The sequence below is a fragment of the Mycobacterium sp. JS623 genome (assembly GCF_000328565.1).
In the GTDB taxonomy this organism is placed as follows: domain Bacteria; phylum Actinomycetota; class Actinomycetes; order Mycobacteriales; family Mycobacteriaceae; genus Mycobacterium.
In genome coordinates this window covers 4,149,097-4,170,198 of the sequence record NC_019966.1, presented here as the reverse complement: position 1 = coordinate 4,170,198, position 21,102 = coordinate 4,149,097, and the positions used below count along the sequence as shown (strand labels likewise).

Sequence of the window (21,102 nt, the reverse complement as noted above, 5' to 3'; positions counted from 1 at the left end):
TCCTATTTGCGGTATTTGGATACGTAGTCGGACATGGTGGCGAGTTGGTAGCGCGACACCTCGTGCGCGTTCTCGTTCTCGGCGAAAACCGATGACACCATGACGGTGTCGGGGCGCTCGTAGAAATCGATCTCGGCCAGGCCGCCGAAGAACTCGTCCCAGTCGACGTCGCCGTCGCCGATCTTGAGGTGTTGGTGCACTCGTGCCGGGTTGCCGGGCGGGTTGGTGATGTAGCGAAGGCCGTGACTGCGACGGTGGTCCATCGTGTCCGCGACATGCACCAGACGCAGCCTATCGCCCGCCATACGAATGATCTCCGTCATGTTGCCGCCCATGTGGAAAGCGTGGCAGGCGACGAAAACGAAACCGACGTTCGGCGAGTTCAGCCCACGGATGATGCGCAACGCCTCGAGCCCGTCCTCAACGAAATCGTCTGGGTGCGGGTCGATTCGGACGTCGATGCCCTCACGCTCGAAGATCGGCAGCAGCTCCTCCATCGAACGGAAGAACGCCCGCTCGGACTCCTCGGCCCGCTCCGGCCGCCCGGAGAACTCGGTGTTGATCACGTTGACGCCGAGGTCGACGGTGATCTGGATGACGCGCTTCCAGTTGCGCACCGCGGCTTCGCGGGCATCCTCGTCGGGACCAGACCAGCGCAGCACCGGCAACACCGAGGCAATGCCGACGCCCGCATCAGCACACGCCCTACGGAACCGGGCGACCAGTTCGTCGTCGGCGCGCGGATGATTGAAGAACGGGATGAAATCCCGGTGCGGGGTCAGCTGCAGGTACTCGTAGCCCAATTCCGCCACCACGCGCGGGAATTCGAGCAGCTCGACATCGTGGTGCAACGGAGTGGGATCCAGCGCGACCTTCATCAGATGCTCACTCGTTGAGCAAGCTCGACGTCGACGGCTTCGCCGGTCTGCAGCGAGCGGACACCGGCCTCGCAGACGGCGGCCGCGGCGTAACCGTCCCACGCCGTCGGCCCATCGACGTTGACACCGGACCGCACGGCGTCGACCCAGCGCTGCACCTCGATGTCATAGGCAGTCCCGAACCTCTCCCTGAAGCCCGGCGTGATGCGTCCGCCCCAGAGTCCCGGGGCCGACTTACGCACCAGCCCGACGTCCAAACCGATGGTGGCGCTGCCGAGTTCGCCGACGACCTCGGTGCGTACCTCGTAGGCGACGCCCGTGGTGACGAACACCTCGACGTCGACGTGCCTGCCGCTGACTGTCCGGAAGATCGCGATCTGCGGGTCCTGCAGTCCGCGCGGCGCACCGCGATTCGGCATCGGTTTGATGATCTGCACCGACGCGATCTCCTCGCCAAGCAGGAACCGCGTCACGTCGACCTCATGCACCAGGGAGTCCCGCACGACCATCGCGGAGTCGAAACTCGGTGGCACCGTGGGGTTTCGGTGAACACAGTGCATCACCAACGGCTGGCCGAGTTCACCGCCGTCGATCAGGATCTTCAGGTGCTGATATTCGGGATCGAAGCGGCGCATGAAACCCACTTGAATCAGCGGCGTGCCCATTGCAGCCTCGCGGCGCACCACCTCCAGCGATGAAGCCGAGTCGGTGGTCAACGGTTTCTCGCACAGCACCGGCTTGCCCTGTTCGAGGCAGGCCAGCAGTTGCTTCTCGTGCGTGGGCCCCGGCGTCGCGAGCAGCACGGCGTCCACGTCGTCGGCGTTGATCGCGTCGAACGGGTCGGTGGCCACCCTCGAGCCGGGAACGGAAGCCGCGACTTCCGCGGCCTTCTCCGGCAGGTAGTCGTTGATGACCGCGACCCGGGCGCCGCTGATTCGGCTCGTGATGCGGGTGACGTGGTCGGCACCCATCACGCCGACACCAAGCACGGCAATACGCAAATCTGACATGGTCATTCGAACTCCTAGAACTTCACCGACGGGACGCCGCACGACCCGAGGTAACTGCGGGTGCGTGCAGCGATCGGCAGCGGCTGGTCGGGGTCGCACGGGTACATGTCCTGCTCGACGATCGCGAACACGTCGATGCCGAGTTTCTCGATCGCGTCGAGCAACGGCGGCATCTCCGGGATTCCGCGTGGCGGTTCGGTCATCGCGCCGAGTCTGACGGCCTCACCGAACGGCAAATCCTCCGCCTCGACCTGGGCCCGCACTTCCGGATCGACCTGCTTGAGATGCAGGTAACCGATGCGGTCGGGCGCCCGGTCGATGATCGCCAGATTGTCGCCGCCGCAGTAGCTGATGTGGCCGGTGTCCAGGCACAGGTTGACGAATTCGGAGTCTGTGCCGTCCAGGAAGCGATACACGTTCTCTTCGGTGTCGACGTGACTGTCGGCGTGCGGATGGTATTGCGCTCGCACGCCGTAGCGTTCCAACATCGCCTTGCCGAGTTCATTCATGCCGCGGGTCTTCTTGCGCCACTGCTCAGCGGTGAGGTTGCGGTCCTCGAGCACCTCGCCGGTGGCCGGGTCACGCCACATCTCGGGAATGACGACGACATGCTTGCCGCCGACAGCGGCGGTCAGCTTTGCGACGTCCTCGATCTGCTTCCACACGGCATCCCACGAATTGTCCTGGTGCAGGTGCTCGAATACCGTGCCCGCGGACAGCTTCAGGTTGCGCGACGCGAGTTCGTCGGACAGCTTATGCGGGTCGGTGGGCAGATACCCGTAGGGCCCCAACTCGATCCACTGATAGCCGGACGCGGCCACTTCGTCGAGGAAGCGGCCATACGGCGTCTGGTTGGGATCATCGGGGAACCACACGCCCCACGAGTCGGGTGCTGAGCCGACGAGAATGGTGCTCATTCGGATGGCCTAGTCAATGGTCGCTGAACCTTCTTCCATTCGGCATACGTCTCATACGCCGTCTTCGTGGACTCCAATGCCGAAACCTGGCTCACCGGAACGTCCCACCACGATTGGCTGTCGGGTGCATACAGCAGCGGATCGGTCTCGACATGAATGACGGTGGTGTGCTCGTTGGCCTTGGCCACCTTGACCGCATCGGTGAACTCGGCGGCCGTCGTCACGCGGATCACCTCGGCCCCGAGGCTGGCGGCGTTGGCGGCCAGGTCGACCGGCAGCTTGTCCCCGTCGAGGCGGCCGTCGCTGCTGCGATAGCGGTAGGCGGTGCCGAACCGCTGCGAGCCCAACGACTCCGACAGCGAACCGATCGACGCGAAGCCGTGGTTCTGCACCAGCACCACGATGACCTTGACGCCCTCTTGCGCCGCGGTGACGAGTTCGGTCGCCATCATCAGATACGACCCGTCGCCGACCATGATGAACACGTCGCGGTCGGGCGCGGCCATCCGGATTCCGATGCCGCCTGCGATCTCGTAGCCCATGCAGGAGTAGCCGTATTCGACGTGGTAGCCCTTGCGCTCGCGGGTGCGCCACAGCTTGTGTAAGTCCCCCGGCATCGAGCCGGCCGCGCAGACCACCACATCGCGCGGATCGGACAACGTATTGGCCAGCCCGATGACCTGACTCTGGTTCAGGGCGCTGCCGTCGTCCTCCACCCGATAGGCGGCCGACACCGTCTGGTCCCATTCCTGCGCGAGTTCTGCTGTCTTCACCCGATATTCGTCGGTCACCGAGTAATCACCCAGCGCGCTCGACAAAGCCTCCAGAGCTTCGCGTGCATCGGCCACCACCGACAGGCCGCCCTGTTTGACCGAGTCGAAGGACGCCACGTTGATGTTGACGAACCGCACATCCGGATCGTTGAACGCCGTCCGCGACGCGCTGGTGAAGTCGCTGTAGCGGGTGCCGATTCCGATCACCACGTCGGCTTGAGCAGCCAAGTCGTTGGCGGCCGTCGTCCCGGTCGAGCCGATCGCGCCGACCTCGTACCGGTGGTCATACGGCAGCGACCCCTTGCCGGCCTGAGTCTCCGATACCGGGATACCGGTCTTCTCGACGAACGCCGCCAGCGCGTCGCTGGCGCCGGAATAGATCACGCCGCCGCCCGCCACGATCAACGGCCGCTGTGCGGACCGGATCACCTCGGCGGCCCTGGCGATCACCGACCGCTCGGGCACCGGCCGCCCAATGTGCCAAGTCCGTTCGGCGAACAGCGATTCCGGCCAGTCGAACGCCTCGGCCTGAACATCCTGTGGCAGGGCGATCGTCGCCGCCCCTGTTTCGACAGGATCCGTGAGTACGCGCATCGCGGCCAACAGTGCCGACGGCAACTGCTCCGGGCGCCACACCCGGTCGAAGAACCGCGACAGCGGCTTGAACGCGTCGTTGACGGTCAGCTCATTGTCGTGAGGCTGTTCGAGATCCTGTAGTACCGGCGCGCTGACGCGCGTCGCAAAGGTGTCCGACGGCAACAGCAGCACCGGCAGCCGGTTGATCGTGGCCAGCGCCGCGCCGGTCAGCATGTTGGTCGAGCCGGGACCGATGCTGGCCGTCACCACCCAGGCCTGCAGTCGGTCCTTCTGACGTGCATAGGCCGCCGCCGTGTGGACCATCGCTTGTTCGTTGCGGCCCAACACATATCGCAGCGACGGACCGTTTTCATCGAGTTCAGCCTGCAGCAGTGCCTGGCCGATACCCGCCACGTTGCCGTGCCCGAAAATGCCGAAGCAGCCCGCAAAGAACTTCCTGCGTTCGCCGTCGCGTTCGACGTATTGGTTGGCGAGGAACCGAATTGTGGCCTGGGCGACGGTGAGTCGCACGGTCGGCTCGTTGTGAGCGGCCTTGAATGCGGATGCTTTGGAGACCACGTCACACTCCTTGTGATCGCAGGGGCAGCCGAGGATCGACGGCCTGGCCTTCCCAGGTGCCGCGCAGCCAGGCGTGCTCGGGATCGTCGACGATCTTCCAGGCCCGCTCATCGCCGGGGCCCGCCATCACATTCAAGTAGTACATGTGGTAGCCGGGCGCGGCGACGGAGGGGCCGTGGTAGCCGTGCGGGACAAGGACGACGTCGCCGCTGCGGACCTCTTCCAGCACCTCGATGGGACGGTCAGGTGTGCCGTAGACGCGGTGGTAACCGAAGCCGCGGGAATCGTCTGGCCCCGAGTCGATCTCGAAGTAGTAGATCTCCTCCAGTGCGGACTCCACGGGCGTGTTCTCGTCATGCTTGTGTGCCGGATAGCTCGACCAGTTGCCGCCAGGGGTGATCACTTCGCACGCGATCAACGAATCGGCCTCGAAAACGCCTGCGGTGCCGAAGTTGTGCACCTGACGGCTGCAGTTACCGGTGCCACGAAGCTCGACGGGCACGTCGGCGGCGGCCACCCGGCGGTTGGGCAGTTGCCTGGCGGCGCGCGCACCACAAATCGCAAACCGGCCGTCACCCGCCAATGTGAAACTCTGGCCGGTGCCGATGTACACCATGTCGGCGGGGCCGTCGAAAACCGATGCCCGCAAAGACAATTCGAACGTCTCGTCGCTGGCGGTGACCGATCCCCGGCCGGCCAGCGGCAGGATCATCACCTCGGTATCGCCGGTCGCCAGTGTGAGATCCGCTTCCAACTCGACAACGCGCAGGCTCGACTCCGTCCAGCCTGCCGACTCGGGGGTGACGTCGACGGTGTACGGGGGAGTGGCGCTGCGCGCGGGGATGTAGAACTTGCTGTGCATGTCACCTCACCATAGAGACGGCGGTCGCCACCGCGGAACTGACATCGTCGTCCGCCGGGTAAAGCAGTGTGCGGCCGACGATCAGGCCGCGCACCGACGGCAGGCCGAGTGCCTTCTCCCAACTGGCGAACGCCTCGTCGGGGTCGGCGGGATCGCCGCCGAGCAGCAGCGTCGGCAGTGTCGTCGCCTCCATCACACGGTCCATCTCCTCGACCACCGGCAGCTTCATCCAGGTGTATGCCGACGTCGAGCCAAGGCCCTGCCCGATGTGGATGGATTTGATCACCGCATCGGGGGACAGGTCGTTGCGGACCTTGCCATCGACGCGCGACGACATGAACGGCTCGACCATGGCGATCAACCCGTGCGACGCCAGTTCGTCGATCGCCCGCGCGCATGCTTCGAGGGTGGCGACGGTGCCGGGATCGCCGAGGTCGATGCGGCACAACATCTTTCCGCCGTTCATCCGCATCGCGGCAGTCGCCGCGGCGGTGGTCGCCGTCATACGGTCATCGAGTTCGAACGCAGCGCCTGCCAGCCCGCCGCGGTTCATCGACGAGATCACCACCTTGTCCTCGAGCGCGCCGAACAGCACCAGATCGTCGAGGATGTCGGCGGTGGCGAGCACGCCGTCCACGCCGGGATCGGCGAGGGCGGCCCGCAACCGGTCGAGCAGGTCGGTGCGGCTGTTCATCGCGGTGGGCCGCGAGCCCACTGCGAGCGCACCGCGCGCCGGGTGATCGGCGGCCACGATCATCAACCGACCGTTGCCGCGCACCGTCGGCCGGGTGGTGCGGTTCTGCCACGCGCGGTCGATCGCGGCGGGATTGGTCGCGCGCAGTTCGGTGATCTCGGCGTAGTCCTTGCAAAGAGCGTCAGACATTGACGGCCTCCACTGCGGCCTGCTCCGCGAGTTCGGCCACCTCCGCGGCGGTCGGCATCGCGGTCGAGCACTCGAGGCGCGAGGCGACAATCGCGCCTGCGGCATTGGCGTACCGCAGCGTTTTCTCCAGCGGCCAACCGTGCAGCAGGCCGTGGCACAGACTGCCGCCGAACGCGTCGCCTGCGCCGAGGCCGTTGACGACGTCGACCTCGTTGGGCGCCACCATCACATGCGAATATCGCGTCTTGCCGAGCACACCGCGCGGGCCCTGCTTGACGATCGCCAGCTCGACGCCGAGGTCGAGCAATGCGTCGGCGGCCTTGTGCGGGTTGCGCTCTCCGACGGCAATCTCGCACTCCTCGCTGTTGCCGACCGCGACCGTTACATGCTGCAGCGCACGCTGCACCTGTTCCGTCGCAGCGGCGGGCGACTCCCAGAACATCGGCCGGTAGTCGAGGTCCAACACCGTGAACGGCTTACGTCCGCGTGCTTCCCATGCGGCGAAATGCGCACTGCGGCTTGGCTCCTCGGACAGACCGGTGACCGTCGACCAGTACAACCGGGCATCCCGAATTGCGTCCGCGTCGATCTCATCGGCGCGCACTTGCAGGTCCGGTGCGCTGGGTTTGCGGTAGAAGTACAGCGGAAAATTGTCCGGCGGAAAGATCTCGCAGAACGTGACGGGAGTCGGGTACTCGCCGTGGGTCGCGATGTAGCGGTTGTCGACGCCCAATCGCGCCAACTCGTCCCGAACGAACGTGCCAAAGGGGTCGTTGCCGACGCCGGAGATCAGCCCCGCCCGGTTGCCCAGCCGTGCTGCGGCCACTGTCACGTTGGCGGCGCTGCCACCCAGAAACTTGCCGAATGTCGTGACGTCTTCGAGGCCCACACCGATCTGCAGGGGATAGATGTCGACGCCGCTGCGCCCGATGGCGAGGACGTCAAATGGCTGTGCGGTGCTCAAGGTCAGCCTTCCGGGAGAGGGGTGATTGCTCGATATCGACTGTGCCCCGCGTCACGTGGCGCTGTCAATAGTTTGTCCTGACATTCTATCTTTCGATCATGCGATGTTAGTATGCAGCTACTCTTCATCTGGTCCAACACGAGATCGGAGACGACGTGCCCCTGACGGTGGAGCTCGACAGGTCCAGTCCTGTTCCTCTCTACTATCAGCTCGCCCAAGCCATCGAGGCTGCGATCCGTGACGGCGAACTGGCGCCGGGCGATCGCTTCGAAAACGAACTGGCGCTGGCAAAGCGGCTGACCCTGTCCCGGCCGACGACCCGGCGCGCGATCCAGGAATTGGTCGACAAGGGCCTGCTGGTTCGCAAGCGGGGAGTTGGCACGCAGGTGGTCCAGAATCCCGTGCATCGCCGGGTGGAGCTGACCAGCCTGTTCGACGACCTCGCCCGCGCCGGCCAGGAGCCGACGACCCAACTGCTCGACTACCGCGTCGGGCCGCCCGACGAAGAAGTCGCCGGCGAGCTCAACCTTGCCGCCGACCGTGAGGTCGTGTCGATTCACCGGCTGCGATGCGCCAACGGTGAGCCGCTCGCGGTGATGATCAACCATCTGCCCGTCGAGATCGCGCCGGACGCCGAGGAGCTGGAGAGCAATGGGCTTTACCAGTCGCTGCGGGCGCGCGGTGTGCACATTCGGCTGGCGCGCCAGCGCATCGGCGCGCGCGGCGCCACCCGGTCGGAGGCCCGGTTGCTCGACGAGAAGCCCAATGCTCCGCTGCTGACCATGGCGCGTACCGCGTTTGACGACTCCGGCACCGCGGTCGAATTCGGTACGCACTGCTATCGGGCGTCGAGGTACTACTTCGATACGACGCTGGTGGACCGCTAGCTGAACGCGGCTCGGAACGCTTCTAATGCTGCAACGCTGTCGCAAGAGGCCCACGCCTCCATGCCGACCGTGCCGGTAAAACCGATGTCGCGCAACGCTTTCGCGATCGCAGGGTAGTTGATTTCGCCGGTGCCGGGCTCGCAGCGGCCGGGCACGTCGGCGACCTGGATCTCGCCGATGGCGTCGCCGCAGCGTCGCACCATTTCGGTGAGATTGCCCTCGCCGATCTGCGCGTGATACAGGTCGAGCATCATCTTCACGTTCGGATGACCGACGCCTTCCACCAACGCCAGCGTGTCTTTGGCGCGCGCCAGCGGGACGCCTGGATGATCGACGATCGTGTTGAGGTTTTCCACGCAGAAGGTCACGCCTGCCGAGGCACCGAGGTCGCCGATGCGCTCCAGCGTGCGCAGCGCGGTGGTCCACATTTCGCCGTCGACCCGATAGCGCGGTCGGGCCGCCTTGCCGTCGACCAGCTCCGCGGTGTGCAGGTTCAGCCGCGAAACACCAAGTGTTTCAGCGGCTTTGATCGAGAGTGCCGCGCTTCGCACGACTTCGTCGGCGGTCGCCGGGTCGATGAGATCGCCGTGCAGGTAGCCAGTCATCGACGAAAACCGAGCGCCGGTGTCGGCCAGCGCCTGCAGGTCCTTGTCGTGCCAGCTCCAGATCTCGACCGCGAACCCCATACCGTCGATGCGACGAACTCGCTCGACGATCGGCAGGTCCGTGAACACCATCTCCGAACAAACCGCGAGCGCGAAGTCGCTCATGAGATAGTCACCTCTCTCGTCCTGACCAGCATGAACGCACCTTAGCATTTGATGTGCAGTCCTAATGTCAGGACAAAGTATTGACTTTCAGCTGTGAGCCGTATTACATCGATTCAGTAGGCGTGCCACGCCGCACTCTAGAGCGAGGAGAAACAATGAGGTTCAGCCGGCTCGCGGCGATCGCCGGGGCAAGCGTGCTCGTGCTCGGGATCGCGTCATGTTCCTCGACGGGGGGCAAGCCCCGCGAGACCGGCGGGGGAATGGGCGCCGGTCAGGCGAACACCCCGCGAGCCACCGTCGCGATGATCACCCACGAGGTGCCCGGCGACTCGTTTTGGGACCTCATCCGCAAGGGTGCGCAGGCCGCGGCCGACAAGGACAACATCGAGCTGCGCTACTCCAACGATCCAGAAGCGCCGAACCAGGCGAACCTGGTGCAGACCGCCATCGACAGTGGCGTCAAGGGCATCGCATTGACGTTGGCCAAGCCGGACGCGATGGCACCCGCCGTCAAGGCCGCGCTGGACAAGAACATTCCGGTCGTCGCGTTCAACTCCGGTTTCGACAACTGGAAGGCCATGGGCGTCCAGGAGTATTTCGGTCAGGACGAAAAGCTCGCAGGCGTCGCTGCCGGCGACCGATTGAACAAGGACGGCGCGAAGAAGATCATCTGCGTCATCCAGGAGCAGGGCCAGGTTGCGCTCGAGTCCCGGTGCGCCGGCGTCAAACAGAGCTTCAAGGGCGGGTTCGAGATCCTGAACGTCAACAGCAAGGACATGCCGTCGGTGGAATCGACGATCACCGCCAAACTTCAGCAGGACAAGACGGTTGACCACGTGGTCACGCTCGGCGCGCCGATCGCGCTTGCCGCAGTGCAGTCGGTCGGAAACGCAGGCAGCAACGCGCAAGTGGTCACCTTCGATACCAATGCGGCGCTTGTCGACGCGGTCAAGGCGGGGAAGGTGAAGTGGGCGGTGGACCAGCAGCCGTTCCTGCAAGGCTATCTGGCCATCGACTCGCTGTGGCTGTACATCAACAACAAGAACCTGATCGGTGGCGGACAGGCCACGCTGACGGGCCCGTCGTTCATCGACGAAACGAACATCGACTCGGTCGCTGAACTGGCCAAGTCCGGAACCCGTTGATCCACTGCCCAGGAGAAAGCCAATCATGACTACAACCGGTGTTGACATTGCCAATCGCAAAATTGTGCGAGATGAACGTGTCAAGGAACGAAATCGTGTGCAACGCCTACTCATTCGTCCTGAGATGGGTGCAGCGATCGGCGCGGTGGCAATCTTCATCTTCTTCTTAATCGTTGCCCCACCGTTCCGGTCACCTGAGGCCCTGGCGACGGTGCTCTACGCCAGTTCGACGATCGGGATCATGGCCTGTGCGGTCGCGCTGCTGATGATCGGCGGTGAGTTCGACCTGTCATCGGGTGTCGCGGTGACCACGAGTTCGCTTGCGGCGTCAATGCTGGCCTACAACCTGCATCTGAACCTGTGGGCCGGGGCGGCGTTGGCCCTGATAGTCGCCTTGGCCGTCGGGTTCTTCAACGGGTACTTGGTGATGAAGACCAAGATTCCGAGCTTCTTGATCACACTCGGCACGTTGCTGATGCTCACCGGTATCAATCTGGCTGTGACCAAACTGATTTCGGGTCAGGTCGCGACGCCCAGCGTGAACGATATGCAGGGCTGGGACTCGGCGCAGAAGGTGTTCTCGTCGTCGTTCACCATCGCAGGCGTAAGCATCCGCATCACCGTGTTCTGGTGGCTGCTGTTCACCGCCGTTGCGACCTATGTCTTGTTCAAGACTCGCATCGGCAACTGGATATTCGCCGTCGGCGGCGACCAGGAAAGTGCGAGGGCCGTAGGTGTTCCGGTGACAGCGGTGAAGATCGGCCTGTTCATGTTCGTCGGCTTCTGCGCCTGGTTTGCCGGCATGCACCTGCTGTTCGCGTTCAACACCGTGCAGTCGGGCCAGGGCGTCGGCAACGAATTCATCTACATCATCGCCGCGGTTATCGGCGGCTGCCTGCTCACCGGTGGCTATGGCACCGCGATCGGGGCCGCGATCGGCGCGTTCATCTTCGGCATGGTGCAGCAGGGCATCGTCTACGCCGGATGGAATCCCGACTGGTTCAAGTTCTTCATGGGCGTAATGCTGCTGTTCGCGGTGATCGCCAACAACGCCTTCCGTAACTACGCCGCGAAGAGGTGACCCGTGACTGCAACAGTGGACAAGCCCATGCATGAAGCCCCGTCCGGAGGCAAGGTGCCGCTGGTCGAGATGCGCAACATCGGCAAGGCCTACGGCAATATCACTGCGCTGAAGGATATTTCACTTCGCGTCCATGCCGGTGAGGTCACCGGCATCCTCGGTGACAACGGCGCAGGCAAGTCGACGTTGATCAAGATCATCGCCGGGTACCACCCGCAGACCGAGGGTGAACTGCTCGTCGACGGCGAGCCGACGACCTTCAGTTCGCCAAAGGATTCACTGGCCAAGGGCATTGCGACCGTGTACCAGAACCTCGCGGTCGTACCGCTGATGCCGGTGTGGCGCAACTTCTTCCTCGGTCAGGAGATCCGAAAGAAGGGTTTTCCGTGGTCGCTCGATTCCAATGCGATGCGGGCCACCACGTTGACTGAGCTGTCGAAGATGGGCATCGACCTGCCCGACGTCGACGTGCCGATCGGCTCTTTGTCGGGCGGTCAGCGCCAATGCGTCGCCATCGCCCGTGCGGTGTTCTTCGGCGCGCGAGTGCTGATCCTGGACGAGCCGACTGCCGCACTCGGCGTCAAGCAGTCCGGTGTGGTGCTGAAGTACATCACCGCCGCCAAGGACGCCGGTTTCGGTGTGGTTTTCATCACGCACAATCCGCATCACGCGCACATGGTCGGCGACCACTTCGTGCTGCTCAACCGCGGTCGACAGAAGCTGGACTGCACGTATGACGACATCACGCTCGAACACCTGACCCAGGAGATGGCCGGCGGCGACGAGTTGGAGGCGCTGTCCCACGAATTGCGTGGTAAAGACGCATAACCGACGGGCGGGCCCCGTCGACCAAGTAGGCCGGCGGGCTCTGCTCGTCGAACGTCGTGACAAACGTTATATCGCCGTTCACCTGGGCGGCAGCATGGCGGCGAGGCAACCGCTGCACAAAGACGGCACAATGGGGGCGTGCACACAGAACCTGAAGCGAAAGCGCACACGCCGGCCTGGCGTGACCCGCTGTCGGCGGGGTTCCGGGCGCACCGTCACCTGTTGCTGCTGCGACTGCGGTGGCATGAGCGCCGCGCGTCCGACGAAAGCGACCCGCGGCCGCTACAGCGGAATCACGGTTAGGCCGGCATCGCCCCCGACGTAAACGGCGTTGCGTGCGGGATTGACGGTGACCACCCGCGGCTGGTCCGTCGGTCGTCCAAGTGTCACGGTGCCGACGATAGCCCGGGATGCGACGTCGATGATCGACACGATCCCGTACTCGTTGACGACCACCAATCGATCGCCTGCCGGGCTGATCACGATGAATTGCGGATTGGCGCCCTGGCATTCGTCGGCTTCGGGTAAAGCGATGTCGTCGATGACCTCGTTGAGGTTGGTGTCGACCACTGAAATCCAGCCGACCTCGGTCGCCTCCTCCGACGAGGAACGCACACCTTGATTGGCCACATACAGACAACCACCGTCGGGACTCAACACCGCAGCGGCTGGGATGCTGCGCAGCTGCCGGTCCGCCGACGCGTCAATCTTGATGCGCGCCACCACATTCAGCGTCGACGTGTCCACCACTTCCAATCGACCGTCGAGGTCGTCGATGTCGAGATACAACTGACCGCTGTCGCCCGCGAGGATGGGTTGACTGATGAAGGCGGGCGCGTCGTTGAGGCCGAACGAGCCGAGCTCTGAGCCGGTGTCGGCGTCCAGGATCACCACTCCCGCGGCGACGTTGGAGTGTCCAAGTCGGTCGTCTGCGCAGACGTAGATGCGCTCACCCGCCGCAAACATGGCGATCGAATCGCCCCCGGCAACGGTGCCGACCAGAACACGAGTGTCAGGATCCACGATGAGGACCGCCGGATCGGTCATCTGTGCATAAAGGCGTGATCCATTGGGGCTGAGGACAATCGAGCTCGGTGTGCCGTAGCCGACGGGCAGCGGGCCTTCCAGCGGGAGTGAGTCGACCACACGATTGCGGGTCGGGCTGCCCTCGGCGATGTCCACGACGCGGATGGCGGCGGCATTGTGATCGGCGACATACAGCCGTGACGAATCAGGGCTAGCGGCAAGGCTTGTCGGGCCGACATCCGAAAGAACGATCTTCTTGACCACTGTGTTGGTCGTGGTTTCGACGACGTCGACCGAGCATGCGTCGGCACCAGAGGTGTCTTGATGCGACGCAACGTAGGCGTATCGCCCATCCGACGACAGCGCAATATCGCGCACCGGGCCGACACCCGGCACCGTCTGCACCGCAGCGGTCTGACCGTCGCCGTCACGCGCGCGCACAGGTGCGACGGCCGTCGACGAGGCGCGCTCCTGACGCTGGAAAATGGACCGCATCCGCCCGGTGAGCGTCAGACTCGGCAGTGACCCCGAACCGTCGCTCACCGAAGGTCGACGCCCCAACGCCACGAGGATGGCCGAGATGACCCCGGTCCAGCCTGCCGAAGCTGGGAGCTGTTCCGGTGCGGAGTTCAGCGCAGGTGGTGCTGACATCGCGCTCGCTATCCCCAGGGCGAGCGCCAGTGCACCCGCGCGTGCGACGAATCCTGCTGCGCCCAACCGTTCATCTCCTGTCCTCCCCCTGACGTTCGCGGAGTTTGCTCCGCCCCCGCAGGTTAAGGATCTGCCGGCCCGGAAAACACGCGTAGTGCGCTACCTGTCTTTAGCTACTGCAGGCCAGCGCTCGTGCCCGACCTGCGCCACAGTTTGCTCGTATGCGAAGAGAAAACTCCTCGCGCGTCATAGGATCCGCAAATGGCCATTGAATGGCGCACGGTCCCGCGCGGGCAGTCGCTGGGCCTTTTGGAGTCGACGCTGAAAAGCAAGAACCGGCTCGGCGCGGTGCTTGCCGGTTCGGCCGGAGTCGGCAAAACAGTGCTTGCCCGGCACGCCGTTGAACGATTTGCTCACCGACACGGCGGCGTGTCTGTGCAGTGGCTTGCCGGCACGGCGTCGGCCCGCCAGATCCCGTTCGGTGCGTTCAGCCACCTGGTGGACGTCGCCGGGGTCGGCGATTCTCCGACGCTGCTGCGTTCGGCCCGCGCGTCGCTGCTGCAGCACGGCGGACAGGGTCTGCTCCTTGCCATCGATGACGCCCATCACCTGGATAATCTCTCCGCAACACTGGTGCACCAGCTGGCGTTGACCGGGTCAGCGCGGTTCGTCATCACCGTCAGGACCGGGGAGTCCGCGCCCGATGCGATCACGTCGCTGTGGAAAGACCGCTTGCTCGACCGGATGGACATCGAACCGTTTGACTCCGCACAGACAAAAAGTTTGCTGGAAGCCGTCCTAGGTGGGCCGATGGAGACGTCGAGCGCAGAAGAGGTATTTACCGCAAGCCAGGGAAATCCGCTCTATTTGCGTCACCTGACAGAAAGCGCGATTGACTCGGGGGCATTGCGCGAAGTCGACGGCGTTTGGCAATTGCGCGGCCATATCGGGCTGTCGGCAGAACTGTCGGCGTTGATTGGCCGGCATCTGGAGGCGCTCCCATCGACGGTGACGTCGGTGCTGGAGTACCTCGCGGTCGAGGAACCGCTGAGCCTGCGGGACCTGACCGAGCTGGCCGGCCGTGAGGCCCTCGAGGAGGCCGAGGACTTGCGCGTCATCGAGGTCGTCAAGCGTGGCGACGACCTGGTCGTGCATTCGGCGCATCCGCTCTACGCCGAGCAGGTGCGGGCGTCGCTCGGCCAGATCGCCACTCGTCGGTTGCGCACCCAGCTGGTCGCGCAGTTGTCGTCAAAACCGATCGAGCACGTCAGCGCCCGATTGCGGCTGGCGGCGCTGGCGATCGACAGTGATACGCCGCCCCCGGTCGACGATGTTGTCACCTCGTCCTGGGAGGCGATGCGGCTCGGCGATCTGTTGCTCGGCGAGCGGCTGGCGCAAAGCGCCCTCGACCGCTCGGGCGGCTTGCCGGCGCGGCTGCCTTTGGCACACGCCTTGTCCTGGCTGGGCCGGGGTCCCGATGCCGACGACGTGCTGAACCCCGTCGAGCCGGACACCCTCTCGGAGTGGGACCTCACCGCGTGGACGCTGCCGAAGGCGGCCAACCAGTTCTGGATGCTCAACCAGCCCGAGGCGGCAGTCGATTTTCTGTACGCGATGCGCGACCGCATTTCGGAGCCCGCGGCTGTGGCCACCCTCGACGCGTTGGTGGCCACGTTCGCGATGAACTCCGGCGATCCGCGGCGGGCGGTCGAGATCGCGGCCGAGGTGCTCGATTCATCAGCCAGCCAGGACCTCGCGGTCGCATGGGCGGCAGCCACCGCGGCATTGTCGAGTGCCCGACTCGGCAGATTCGGCGACGTCGGCCCGCTGGCTGAACGCGGCCTGGCCGCGACTCACCCTGGGCTGCTGCGGTTCACGATCGGGCTCGGCGAGATCACCACGCTGTTGATGACCAAGGGCGTCGTGCACGCACAGCGCCTGGCGCGCCACTTCATGGAATTCTCCGAACTGCAGCAACCCGGCCGCGCGATCGGGGAGGTTCTGCTCGCGCGCACCTTGATCGCGTCGGGTGAGTTCGACGTTGCGACGTCACTGCTGCGCCAATCCGCCGCCGCGCTGTCGGAGACCGGCTACTCGTGGGGCCCGCTGGCGCTGATGTATTTGGCGCAGGCACTCGGCCAGCAGGGCGATGCGGCGGAATCGGCAGAAATCTTGGCGCGCGCCGAATCTCGGCACAGCCTGAGGTCGGAACTGTATGCGCCGGAGCTGGCACTGGGACGGGCGTGGACGCTGGCAGCGGGCCGCAACATGACCGGCGCGATCAGCGCCGCCCGCGATGCGGCGCGCATCGCCGAACGATCCGGACAGCTGGCGGTCGCACTGCAGGCGTTGCATGAGGCGGTCCGGCTCGGCGACACAACGGCGGCCGACGCGATCGCGCGTGTGGCGGCGGGCTTGGACTGCGTCGCAGGCAGGGCCGCACTGGCACATGGCCGGGCGCTGGCCGCCGCCGACGCCGACGGATTGACAACTGTCGCAGCCGAACTCGCCGAGCTCGGAATGAAGTGCGCCGCGGCCGACGCGGCTGCGCAGGCGGCCAAGGTGTTCGCCGCCCGCCACGAGCGCAAGGGCGAGGTCGAGGCCATGGCCCGTGCCGCCGAACTCGCGGGTGGCGCGTCGACGCCCGCGCTCGATCAAGTGCTGAACCCGTTGCCGCTGACCGGCCGGGAACTCGAGATCGCAATCATGGTGTCCGAGGGAATGACCAACAAGGCCATTGCCGAGCGGCTGTCGGTCTCGGTGCGCACCGTCGAGGGCCATATCTACCGCGCCTGCATGAAGCTCAACGTCGCTGACCGCACCCTGCTGGCCGAAGTCGTCGCCGCGGCGAAATCGAGTACCGGGCTACGCAAGACACCCCCGCGTTCGCCGAGCACGCTGTAGGCCGGCAACCAGGTACGCGCAGGGGGGCAGATGGTCATTGCAAATGGGCGGGTCAGGTCGACGACCAGCGAGCTCGAGGCGCTCAAGCCGATTCCCCAGGACCGCTTCGAGACCATCGAATTCCCGGCCAGGGACGGCTTCATGCTGAACTTCAAACGCCTGCGGCCGGAATCGGGCGAAGGGGACCCGCTGCTACTGGTGCCCGGGACGGGCGTGCGCGCCAACCTGTTCAACCCGCCGACAGAGAACCTATTGAAGGACCTGACCAAGCGCGGTTTTGATCTGTGGATCCTCAACTGGCGGTCCAGCATCGACCTGCCCTGGGTCAGATACACCCTCGACGACGCCGCGGTGCTCGACATGCCGAGCGCGGTCTGGGAGCTGCGCAAGCGCACCGGTGTCGACAAGGTGAAGGCACTGATTCACTGCCAGGGTTCGTGCGCGTTCATGATGGCGATCACGGCGGGACTGCTCCCAGACGTTTCGCTGGTGATCTCGAATTCGGTGGCGCTGCATCCGATCATGCCATGGCAGGCGCGGCTGAAACTTCCGCTGGCCGTTGCCTTTTTGAACCACGAGAAAATCCGGGGCATCAATCCGCAATGGGGTCTGCATGCGCCACGGCTGCTGCCCAAGATTCTTACTTGCTTCATCAACGCCACGCATCATGAGTGCGACAACGCGGTGTGTAAACAGACGAGCTTCATGTACGGGTACGGCCACCCGACCCTGTGGCGCCACGAGAACCTCAACGACGCTACCCACGAATGGCTCAAGGGCGAGTTCGGCCAGGTGCCGATGTCGTACTACGGGCAGATCGCGGACTCGTCGGCGGCGGGAGAGATGGTGTCGACGGGGAAATACTCCGAGTTGCCGCCGCTGTTCACCGCCGAGGCGCCGCAGACCGATGCCCGCTTCGTCTTCATGACCGGCGACCGCAACCAGACCTTCCTGCCGATTGGCATGGGCCGCACCTTCGAATACTTCGAGCGGCATTCACCACCGGGCAAACACACCTTCCAGAAGTTCGCCGACTACGGGCATCTCGACGTCTTCATCGGCGAACACAACAACCGCGACGTAAACCCGTTCATCGTCGACGAATTGAGCAAGCCATGGTGATGGAAGCCGACCCGCCCATCGCTGCCCCTGCTGATGGGCAAGCCCGTCAGCGGCTGCAGGTGGCCCGCCCCGGTCTGCGCTTCAGCGAGGTGATGACCGGAATGATCACCATGGGCATCACGGATCCGGTCAAGGGATATGACAATGACGCCGCCATTGCCATGCGGCTGAACGCCACAGTCACGGTGCCGAACGTCCCCGGATTCATCAAAGACCCGATGCACAAAGGACAATGGCACGCCACGGGTTCGATACCGGTGCTCGGCGGCGACCTGACCGGCGTTGGCGACGGCGATTTCGGTCTGTTCCGTCGCGCGATCCGTGACGAGAAAGGCGTGCGCGAACTGGTTTACGACACCATGTTCTCGGTGGGCGACCGGAAGTACCGGATGCGTGGCCGTAAGTACGTCGAACCGTCGCCGCCGTGGCGGCTGTGGCCGGCGACCACGACCCTTTACGTCCAACTGTTCCAGGCGAGCGGCGGGATCGGCGAGCCGGTCGCGGCGGGAATCCTTCGGTTATCGCTGCGGGCGTTCCTTCGGCAGATGCTGACGATGGAGGTGCTCGGCGAGTTCGGGTGGCTCGACAAGCGCATGCAGAAACTGGCGTTCTACCGGTTCTTCATTACGTCACTCGTCAACACCTACGTCAAGGGCAGGCGGTGGTGAGCACCGAGAAGCGGGCCGACATCGTCATCATCGGAAGCGGGTTCGGTGGCGCCGTCGCGGCCTGGCGGTTGGGCAGCCCGGATCGCAAAGTCGTTGTGCTTGAACGTGGTAGGGACTGGTCGCTGCCGGAGAACGGCGGAACGCCGCAAGGCCTTCGCGACTATCTGTATTCCAGCAGGATGCCGGGTCTGCTCAACGGCTGGCTGGACATCCGCTTCCTGGACCAGATGATGGTGGCCACGGGTGCCGGCGTCGGCGGTGGCTCGCTGATTTACGCCAACGTGTGTATCGAGGCGCGGGATGAGGTGTTCAAAAGCGGCTGGCCGTCGCAGATCACGGCCTGCGAGATGCGCAAGTGGTACCGCATGGTCAACGACGTGTTGAAGCCGCAGCACATTCCGCAGGCTCAACTCAACCCAAGAGTGCATCTGCTGAAAACCGCCGCGACAGAGCTGGGTCTGGAGCCCAAATACGAAACCCTTCCGCTCGCTGTGAAATTCGACCAGAGCCCGCGGGCAGGAGGGGCGCAGCCATGGAGCCCATCGCAACCATATGCCTCCGGTACCTGTGTGCACTGCGGCGATTGCGTGATCGGCTGTACCCACGGCGCCAAGCAGACTCTCGACCAGAACTACCTCAAGTACGCGACGGAAAACGGCAACGACACCGAGATCCGGCCGCTTTCAATGGTCACCCACATCGAGGAGGGGCCCGACGGTGCATGGCGGGTGAATTTCCTCAAACTCGATGAGCGACCGGGACGTCGCAAGCGCCAGATCGTCGGCAAGATCGTGATACTCGCCGCGGGATCCATCGGATCGACCGAGATCCTGCTGCGCTCGCGTGACGGCTTCCGCACGCTGAAGAACCTGCCGCGTGCGCTCGGACGTGGGTGGAGCCCCAACGGCGATTTCCTGACCCTGGCCCGCTACCCGAACAAGAGCCTGCAGCCCACCAAGGGCCCCACCATCGGCGCCCGGATCGACCTGCTCACGGGCGTCGACCTGCCCAACGACGACATGATCGGCAACGACGGCCGGATCTTCATCGAAGACGGCGGCCTGCCGAACTTTGGTGCGCACCTGCTGAAGGCATGGAAAACGAAACGCGGGCCGAAGGGCTGGGCGTACCGAAAAGCCAGTGACCTCACCGACTTCAGCGACATGATTCCGTGGTTCGGCCAGTCGATCGACGCCGCCGACGGTGAGTTCTCACTGCAGAATCCGATGAGGTTCTGGCGGGCCAGAACACGGCTGAACTGGAACCCGCAATGCTCGTCCAGCGCGCTGGATGCCTTCAGCGACCTTCATGTGGCGATGACGCTGGCGACCGGTGGCGAGCCAAGGCCGCTGTGGACGTGGAAGCGTCTGCGCATGCTCGTCACGCCACATCCGCTGGGTGGCTGCAATATGGCGGCGGCGCCAGGCGCCGGGGTCACGACACACACCGGCGAGGTGCACGGCTACCACAACTTGTTCGTGATGGACGGGTCGGTGATTCCGCGGGCCATTGGGCGCAACCCATCCAAAACCATTGCCGCTGTTGCCGAACGCAGCTGCGCGATCTTGTGTGACGAGCTGTCCACTCGTCTCAACGACGCGACGACCCAAATTTAGCGCGGCGCCATCCCCGCCGCGCGGTACGCGGCGTCGACGTAGGCCATATTCTGCACCGCGTCGGTGGTGTCGAGTGGCAATGGTGCGCCGTGCTGCACGTGGGCGGCGAACGCCTCGAGCTGATAGGTGTACGACGGCCGTGTGCCCCCACGCTCGACGGTGGTGCCGTCGGACGTATTGATCGTCAGCCGGTCGTCGTCGTGCGGCTTGATGAAGTTGTGCACCAACACATCTCCCTGGGTGCCGACGATGCGCAGCGTGAACGAATAGTCATCGGCGACCATCGAGTTCGCGCTCAGCCCGGTCGCCCCGCCGGGAAACGCCAGATCGACGTCGCACCACGCGTCGACGCCAGGGCTGCGTTGTTCGGCGTGAGCGCGAACGATCGACGGATGCCCCAGCTGACGCATCACGTGAAGGCCGTAGCAGCCTAGGTCCATCAGCGCGCCACCGGCCAATTCCAGCGACCAGCGCGGGTCGTCGTCCTCCGGGGCGGGCATGGCCATCCGCGCCTCGACATGTACCAGCTCACCGAGCGTGCCGTCGCCTGCCAGTTGCAGCGCGCGGCGGGTGGCGGGATGAAACAGGTAGTGAAACCCCTCCATCACGGTGATGCCTGCGGCATCGGCCGCTGCGGCGACCTGCTGCGCTTCCGCCCGGTCGCGGGCGAAAGGTTTTTCGGTCAGCACCGGTTTACCTGCCGCGATGGCCGCCAGGTTCCACGGCGCGTGCAGTGCATTGGCCAACGGGTTGTACACAACGTCGACGTCGGGATCGCTGACCACGTCCTCATAGGACGCCAAAACGCGTTCCACGCCGTACTTTTCGGCGAAGAGCTCGGCTCGCTGCGGATCACGCGCCGCGACGGCGACCAACCGATGTCCAAGCTCCTGCGCGGGCCCGACGATCGCGAGCTCTGCGATCCGCGACGCGCCGAGCACTCCAATGCGTAGGCTCATTCT

Annotated in this window: 18 protein-coding genes; 8 read left to right on the top strand and 10 right to left on the bottom strand. The window is 64.7% G+C overall.

Annotated elements, in window-relative coordinates; genetic code table 11:
* Positions 1-2 precede the first annotated feature (2 nt).
* Genes MYCSM_RS20475 through iolC form a run of 7 tightly spaced genes read right to left on the bottom strand, consistent with a single transcriptional unit; the run spans position 3 to position 7,442 of the window.
* On the bottom strand, positions 3-878 hold the full coding sequence (locus MYCSM_RS20475) for a sugar phosphate isomerase/epimerase family protein (protein ID WP_015308073.1): 876 nt from the start codon (positions 876-878) through the stop codon (positions 3-5).
* The gene (locus MYCSM_RS20470) at positions 878-1,888 is read right to left on the bottom strand and encodes a Gfo/Idh/MocA family protein (RefSeq protein WP_041314525.1); all 1,011 of its coding nucleotides are present in this window, start codon (positions 1,886-1,888) and stop codon (positions 878-880) included. The genes MYCSM_RS20475 and MYCSM_RS20470 overlap by 1 nt, the downstream gene beginning before the upstream one ends.
* A 14-nt stretch (positions 1,889-1,902) precedes the next feature.
* Positions 1,903-2,805, bottom strand: coding sequence for a sugar phosphate isomerase/epimerase family protein (locus MYCSM_RS20465; RefSeq protein WP_015308071.1), 903 nt, complete (start codon positions 2,803-2,805; stop codon positions 1,903-1,905).
* On the bottom strand, positions 2,802-4,733 hold the full coding sequence (gene iolD / locus MYCSM_RS20460; protein ID WP_015308070.1) for a 3D-(3,5/4)-trihydroxycyclohexane-1,2-dione acylhydrolase (decyclizing): 1,932 nt from the start codon (positions 4,731-4,733) through the stop codon (positions 2,802-2,804). The genes MYCSM_RS20465 and iolD overlap by 4 nt, the downstream gene beginning before the upstream one ends.
* Position 4,734: 1 nt before the next feature.
* The gene (gene iolB, locus MYCSM_RS20455; RefSeq protein WP_015308069.1) at positions 4,735-5,595 is read right to left on the bottom strand and encodes a 5-deoxy-glucuronate isomerase; all 861 of its coding nucleotides are present in this window, start codon (positions 5,593-5,595) and stop codon (positions 4,735-4,737) included.
* Position 5,596: 1 nt separating this feature from the next.
* Positions 5,597-6,478, bottom strand: coding sequence for a Cgl0159 family (beta/alpha)8-fold protein (locus MYCSM_RS20450; protein WP_015308068.1), 882 nt, complete (start codon positions 6,476-6,478; stop codon positions 5,597-5,599).
* A complete protein-coding gene (iolC, locus tag MYCSM_RS20445; protein ID WP_015308067.1) occupies positions 6,471-7,442 on the bottom strand; it encodes a 5-dehydro-2-deoxygluconokinase in 972 nt (323 codons plus the stop codon). Before iolC ends, MYCSM_RS20450 begins: the two co-directional genes overlap by 8 nt.
* Before the next feature lie 155 nt (positions 7,443-7,597).
* On the opposite strand from iolC, the gene MYCSM_RS20440 reads away from it, so the two are divergent.
* The gene (locus MYCSM_RS20440; protein ID WP_015308066.1) at positions 7,598-8,329 is read left to right on the top strand and encodes a GntR family transcriptional regulator; all 732 of its coding nucleotides are present in this window, start codon (positions 7,598-7,600) and stop codon (positions 8,327-8,329) included.
* Here the strand turns inward: MYCSM_RS20440 and MYCSM_RS20435 are convergent.
* Entirely contained in the window at positions 8,326-9,099 is a 774-nt protein-coding gene (locus tag MYCSM_RS20435) for a TIM barrel protein (protein WP_015308065.1), read from the bottom strand. The two genes, MYCSM_RS20440 and MYCSM_RS20435, sit on opposite strands and share 4 nt — an antisense overlap.
* A 155-nt stretch (positions 9,100-9,254) precedes the next feature.
* On the opposite strand from MYCSM_RS20435, the gene MYCSM_RS20430 reads away from it, so the two are divergent.
* Genes MYCSM_RS20430 through MYCSM_RS20420 form a run of 3 tightly spaced genes read left to right on the top strand, consistent with a single transcriptional unit; the run spans position 9,255 to position 12,153 of the window.
* On the top strand, positions 9,255-10,244 hold the full coding sequence (locus tag MYCSM_RS20430; RefSeq protein WP_015308064.1) for a substrate-binding domain-containing protein: 990 nt from the start codon (positions 9,255-9,257) through the stop codon (positions 10,242-10,244).
* Between the two features lie 25 nt (positions 10,245-10,269).
* A complete protein-coding gene (locus MYCSM_RS20425) occupies positions 10,270-11,325 on the top strand; it encodes an ABC transporter permease (RefSeq protein ID WP_015308063.1) in 1,056 nt (351 codons plus the stop codon).
* A gap of 3 nt (positions 11,326-11,328) precedes the next feature.
* On the top strand, positions 11,329-12,153 hold the full coding sequence (locus MYCSM_RS20420) for an ATP-binding cassette domain-containing protein (RefSeq protein WP_015308062.1): 825 nt from the start codon (positions 11,329-11,331) through the stop codon (positions 12,151-12,153).
* A gap of 282 nt (positions 12,154-12,435) precedes the next feature.
* Here MYCSM_RS20420 and MYCSM_RS20415 read toward each other — a convergent pair whose 3' ends face one another.
* Positions 12,436-13,830: a YncE family protein gene (locus MYCSM_RS20415; protein WP_083906315.1), complete on the bottom strand. Its 1,395-nt coding sequence runs from the start codon at positions 13,828-13,830 to the stop codon at positions 12,436-12,438.
* A 261-nt stretch (positions 13,831-14,091) separates the two neighbouring features.
* On the opposite strand from MYCSM_RS20415, the gene MYCSM_RS20410 reads away from it, so the two are divergent.
* Genes MYCSM_RS20410 through MYCSM_RS20395 form a run of 4 tightly spaced genes read left to right on the top strand, consistent with a single transcriptional unit; the run spans position 14,092 to position 20,140 of the window.
* On the top strand, positions 14,092-16,734 hold the full coding sequence (locus tag MYCSM_RS20410) for a helix-turn-helix transcriptional regulator (RefSeq protein WP_015308060.1): 2,643 nt from the start codon (positions 14,092-14,094) through the stop codon (positions 16,732-16,734).
* Positions 16,735-16,764: 30 nt separating this feature from the next.
* Entirely contained in the window at positions 16,765-17,856 is a 1,092-nt protein-coding gene (locus tag MYCSM_RS20405) for a hypothetical protein (protein ID WP_015308059.1), read from the top strand.
* Complete coding sequence (locus tag MYCSM_RS20400) at positions 17,850-18,524, top strand: hypothetical protein (RefSeq protein WP_015308058.1); 675 nt, start codon at positions 17,850-17,852, stop codon at positions 18,522-18,524. The genes MYCSM_RS20405 and MYCSM_RS20400 overlap by 7 nt, the downstream gene beginning before the upstream one ends.
* Positions 18,521-20,140, top strand: a complete 1,620-nt coding sequence (locus MYCSM_RS20395) for a GMC family oxidoreductase N-terminal domain-containing protein (RefSeq protein ID WP_083906417.1) — start codon at positions 18,521-18,523, stop codon at positions 20,138-20,140. The genes MYCSM_RS20400 and MYCSM_RS20395 overlap by 4 nt, the downstream gene beginning before the upstream one ends.
* Here the strand turns inward: MYCSM_RS20395 and MYCSM_RS20390 are convergent.
* Positions 20,137-21,099 (bottom strand): Gfo/Idh/MocA family protein, encoded by a 963-nt coding sequence (locus tag MYCSM_RS20390; RefSeq protein WP_015308056.1) that lies wholly within the window; start codon positions 21,097-21,099, stop codon positions 20,137-20,139. The genes MYCSM_RS20395 and MYCSM_RS20390 overlap by 4 nt on opposite strands.
* Positions 21,100-21,102 lie beyond the last annotated feature (3 nt).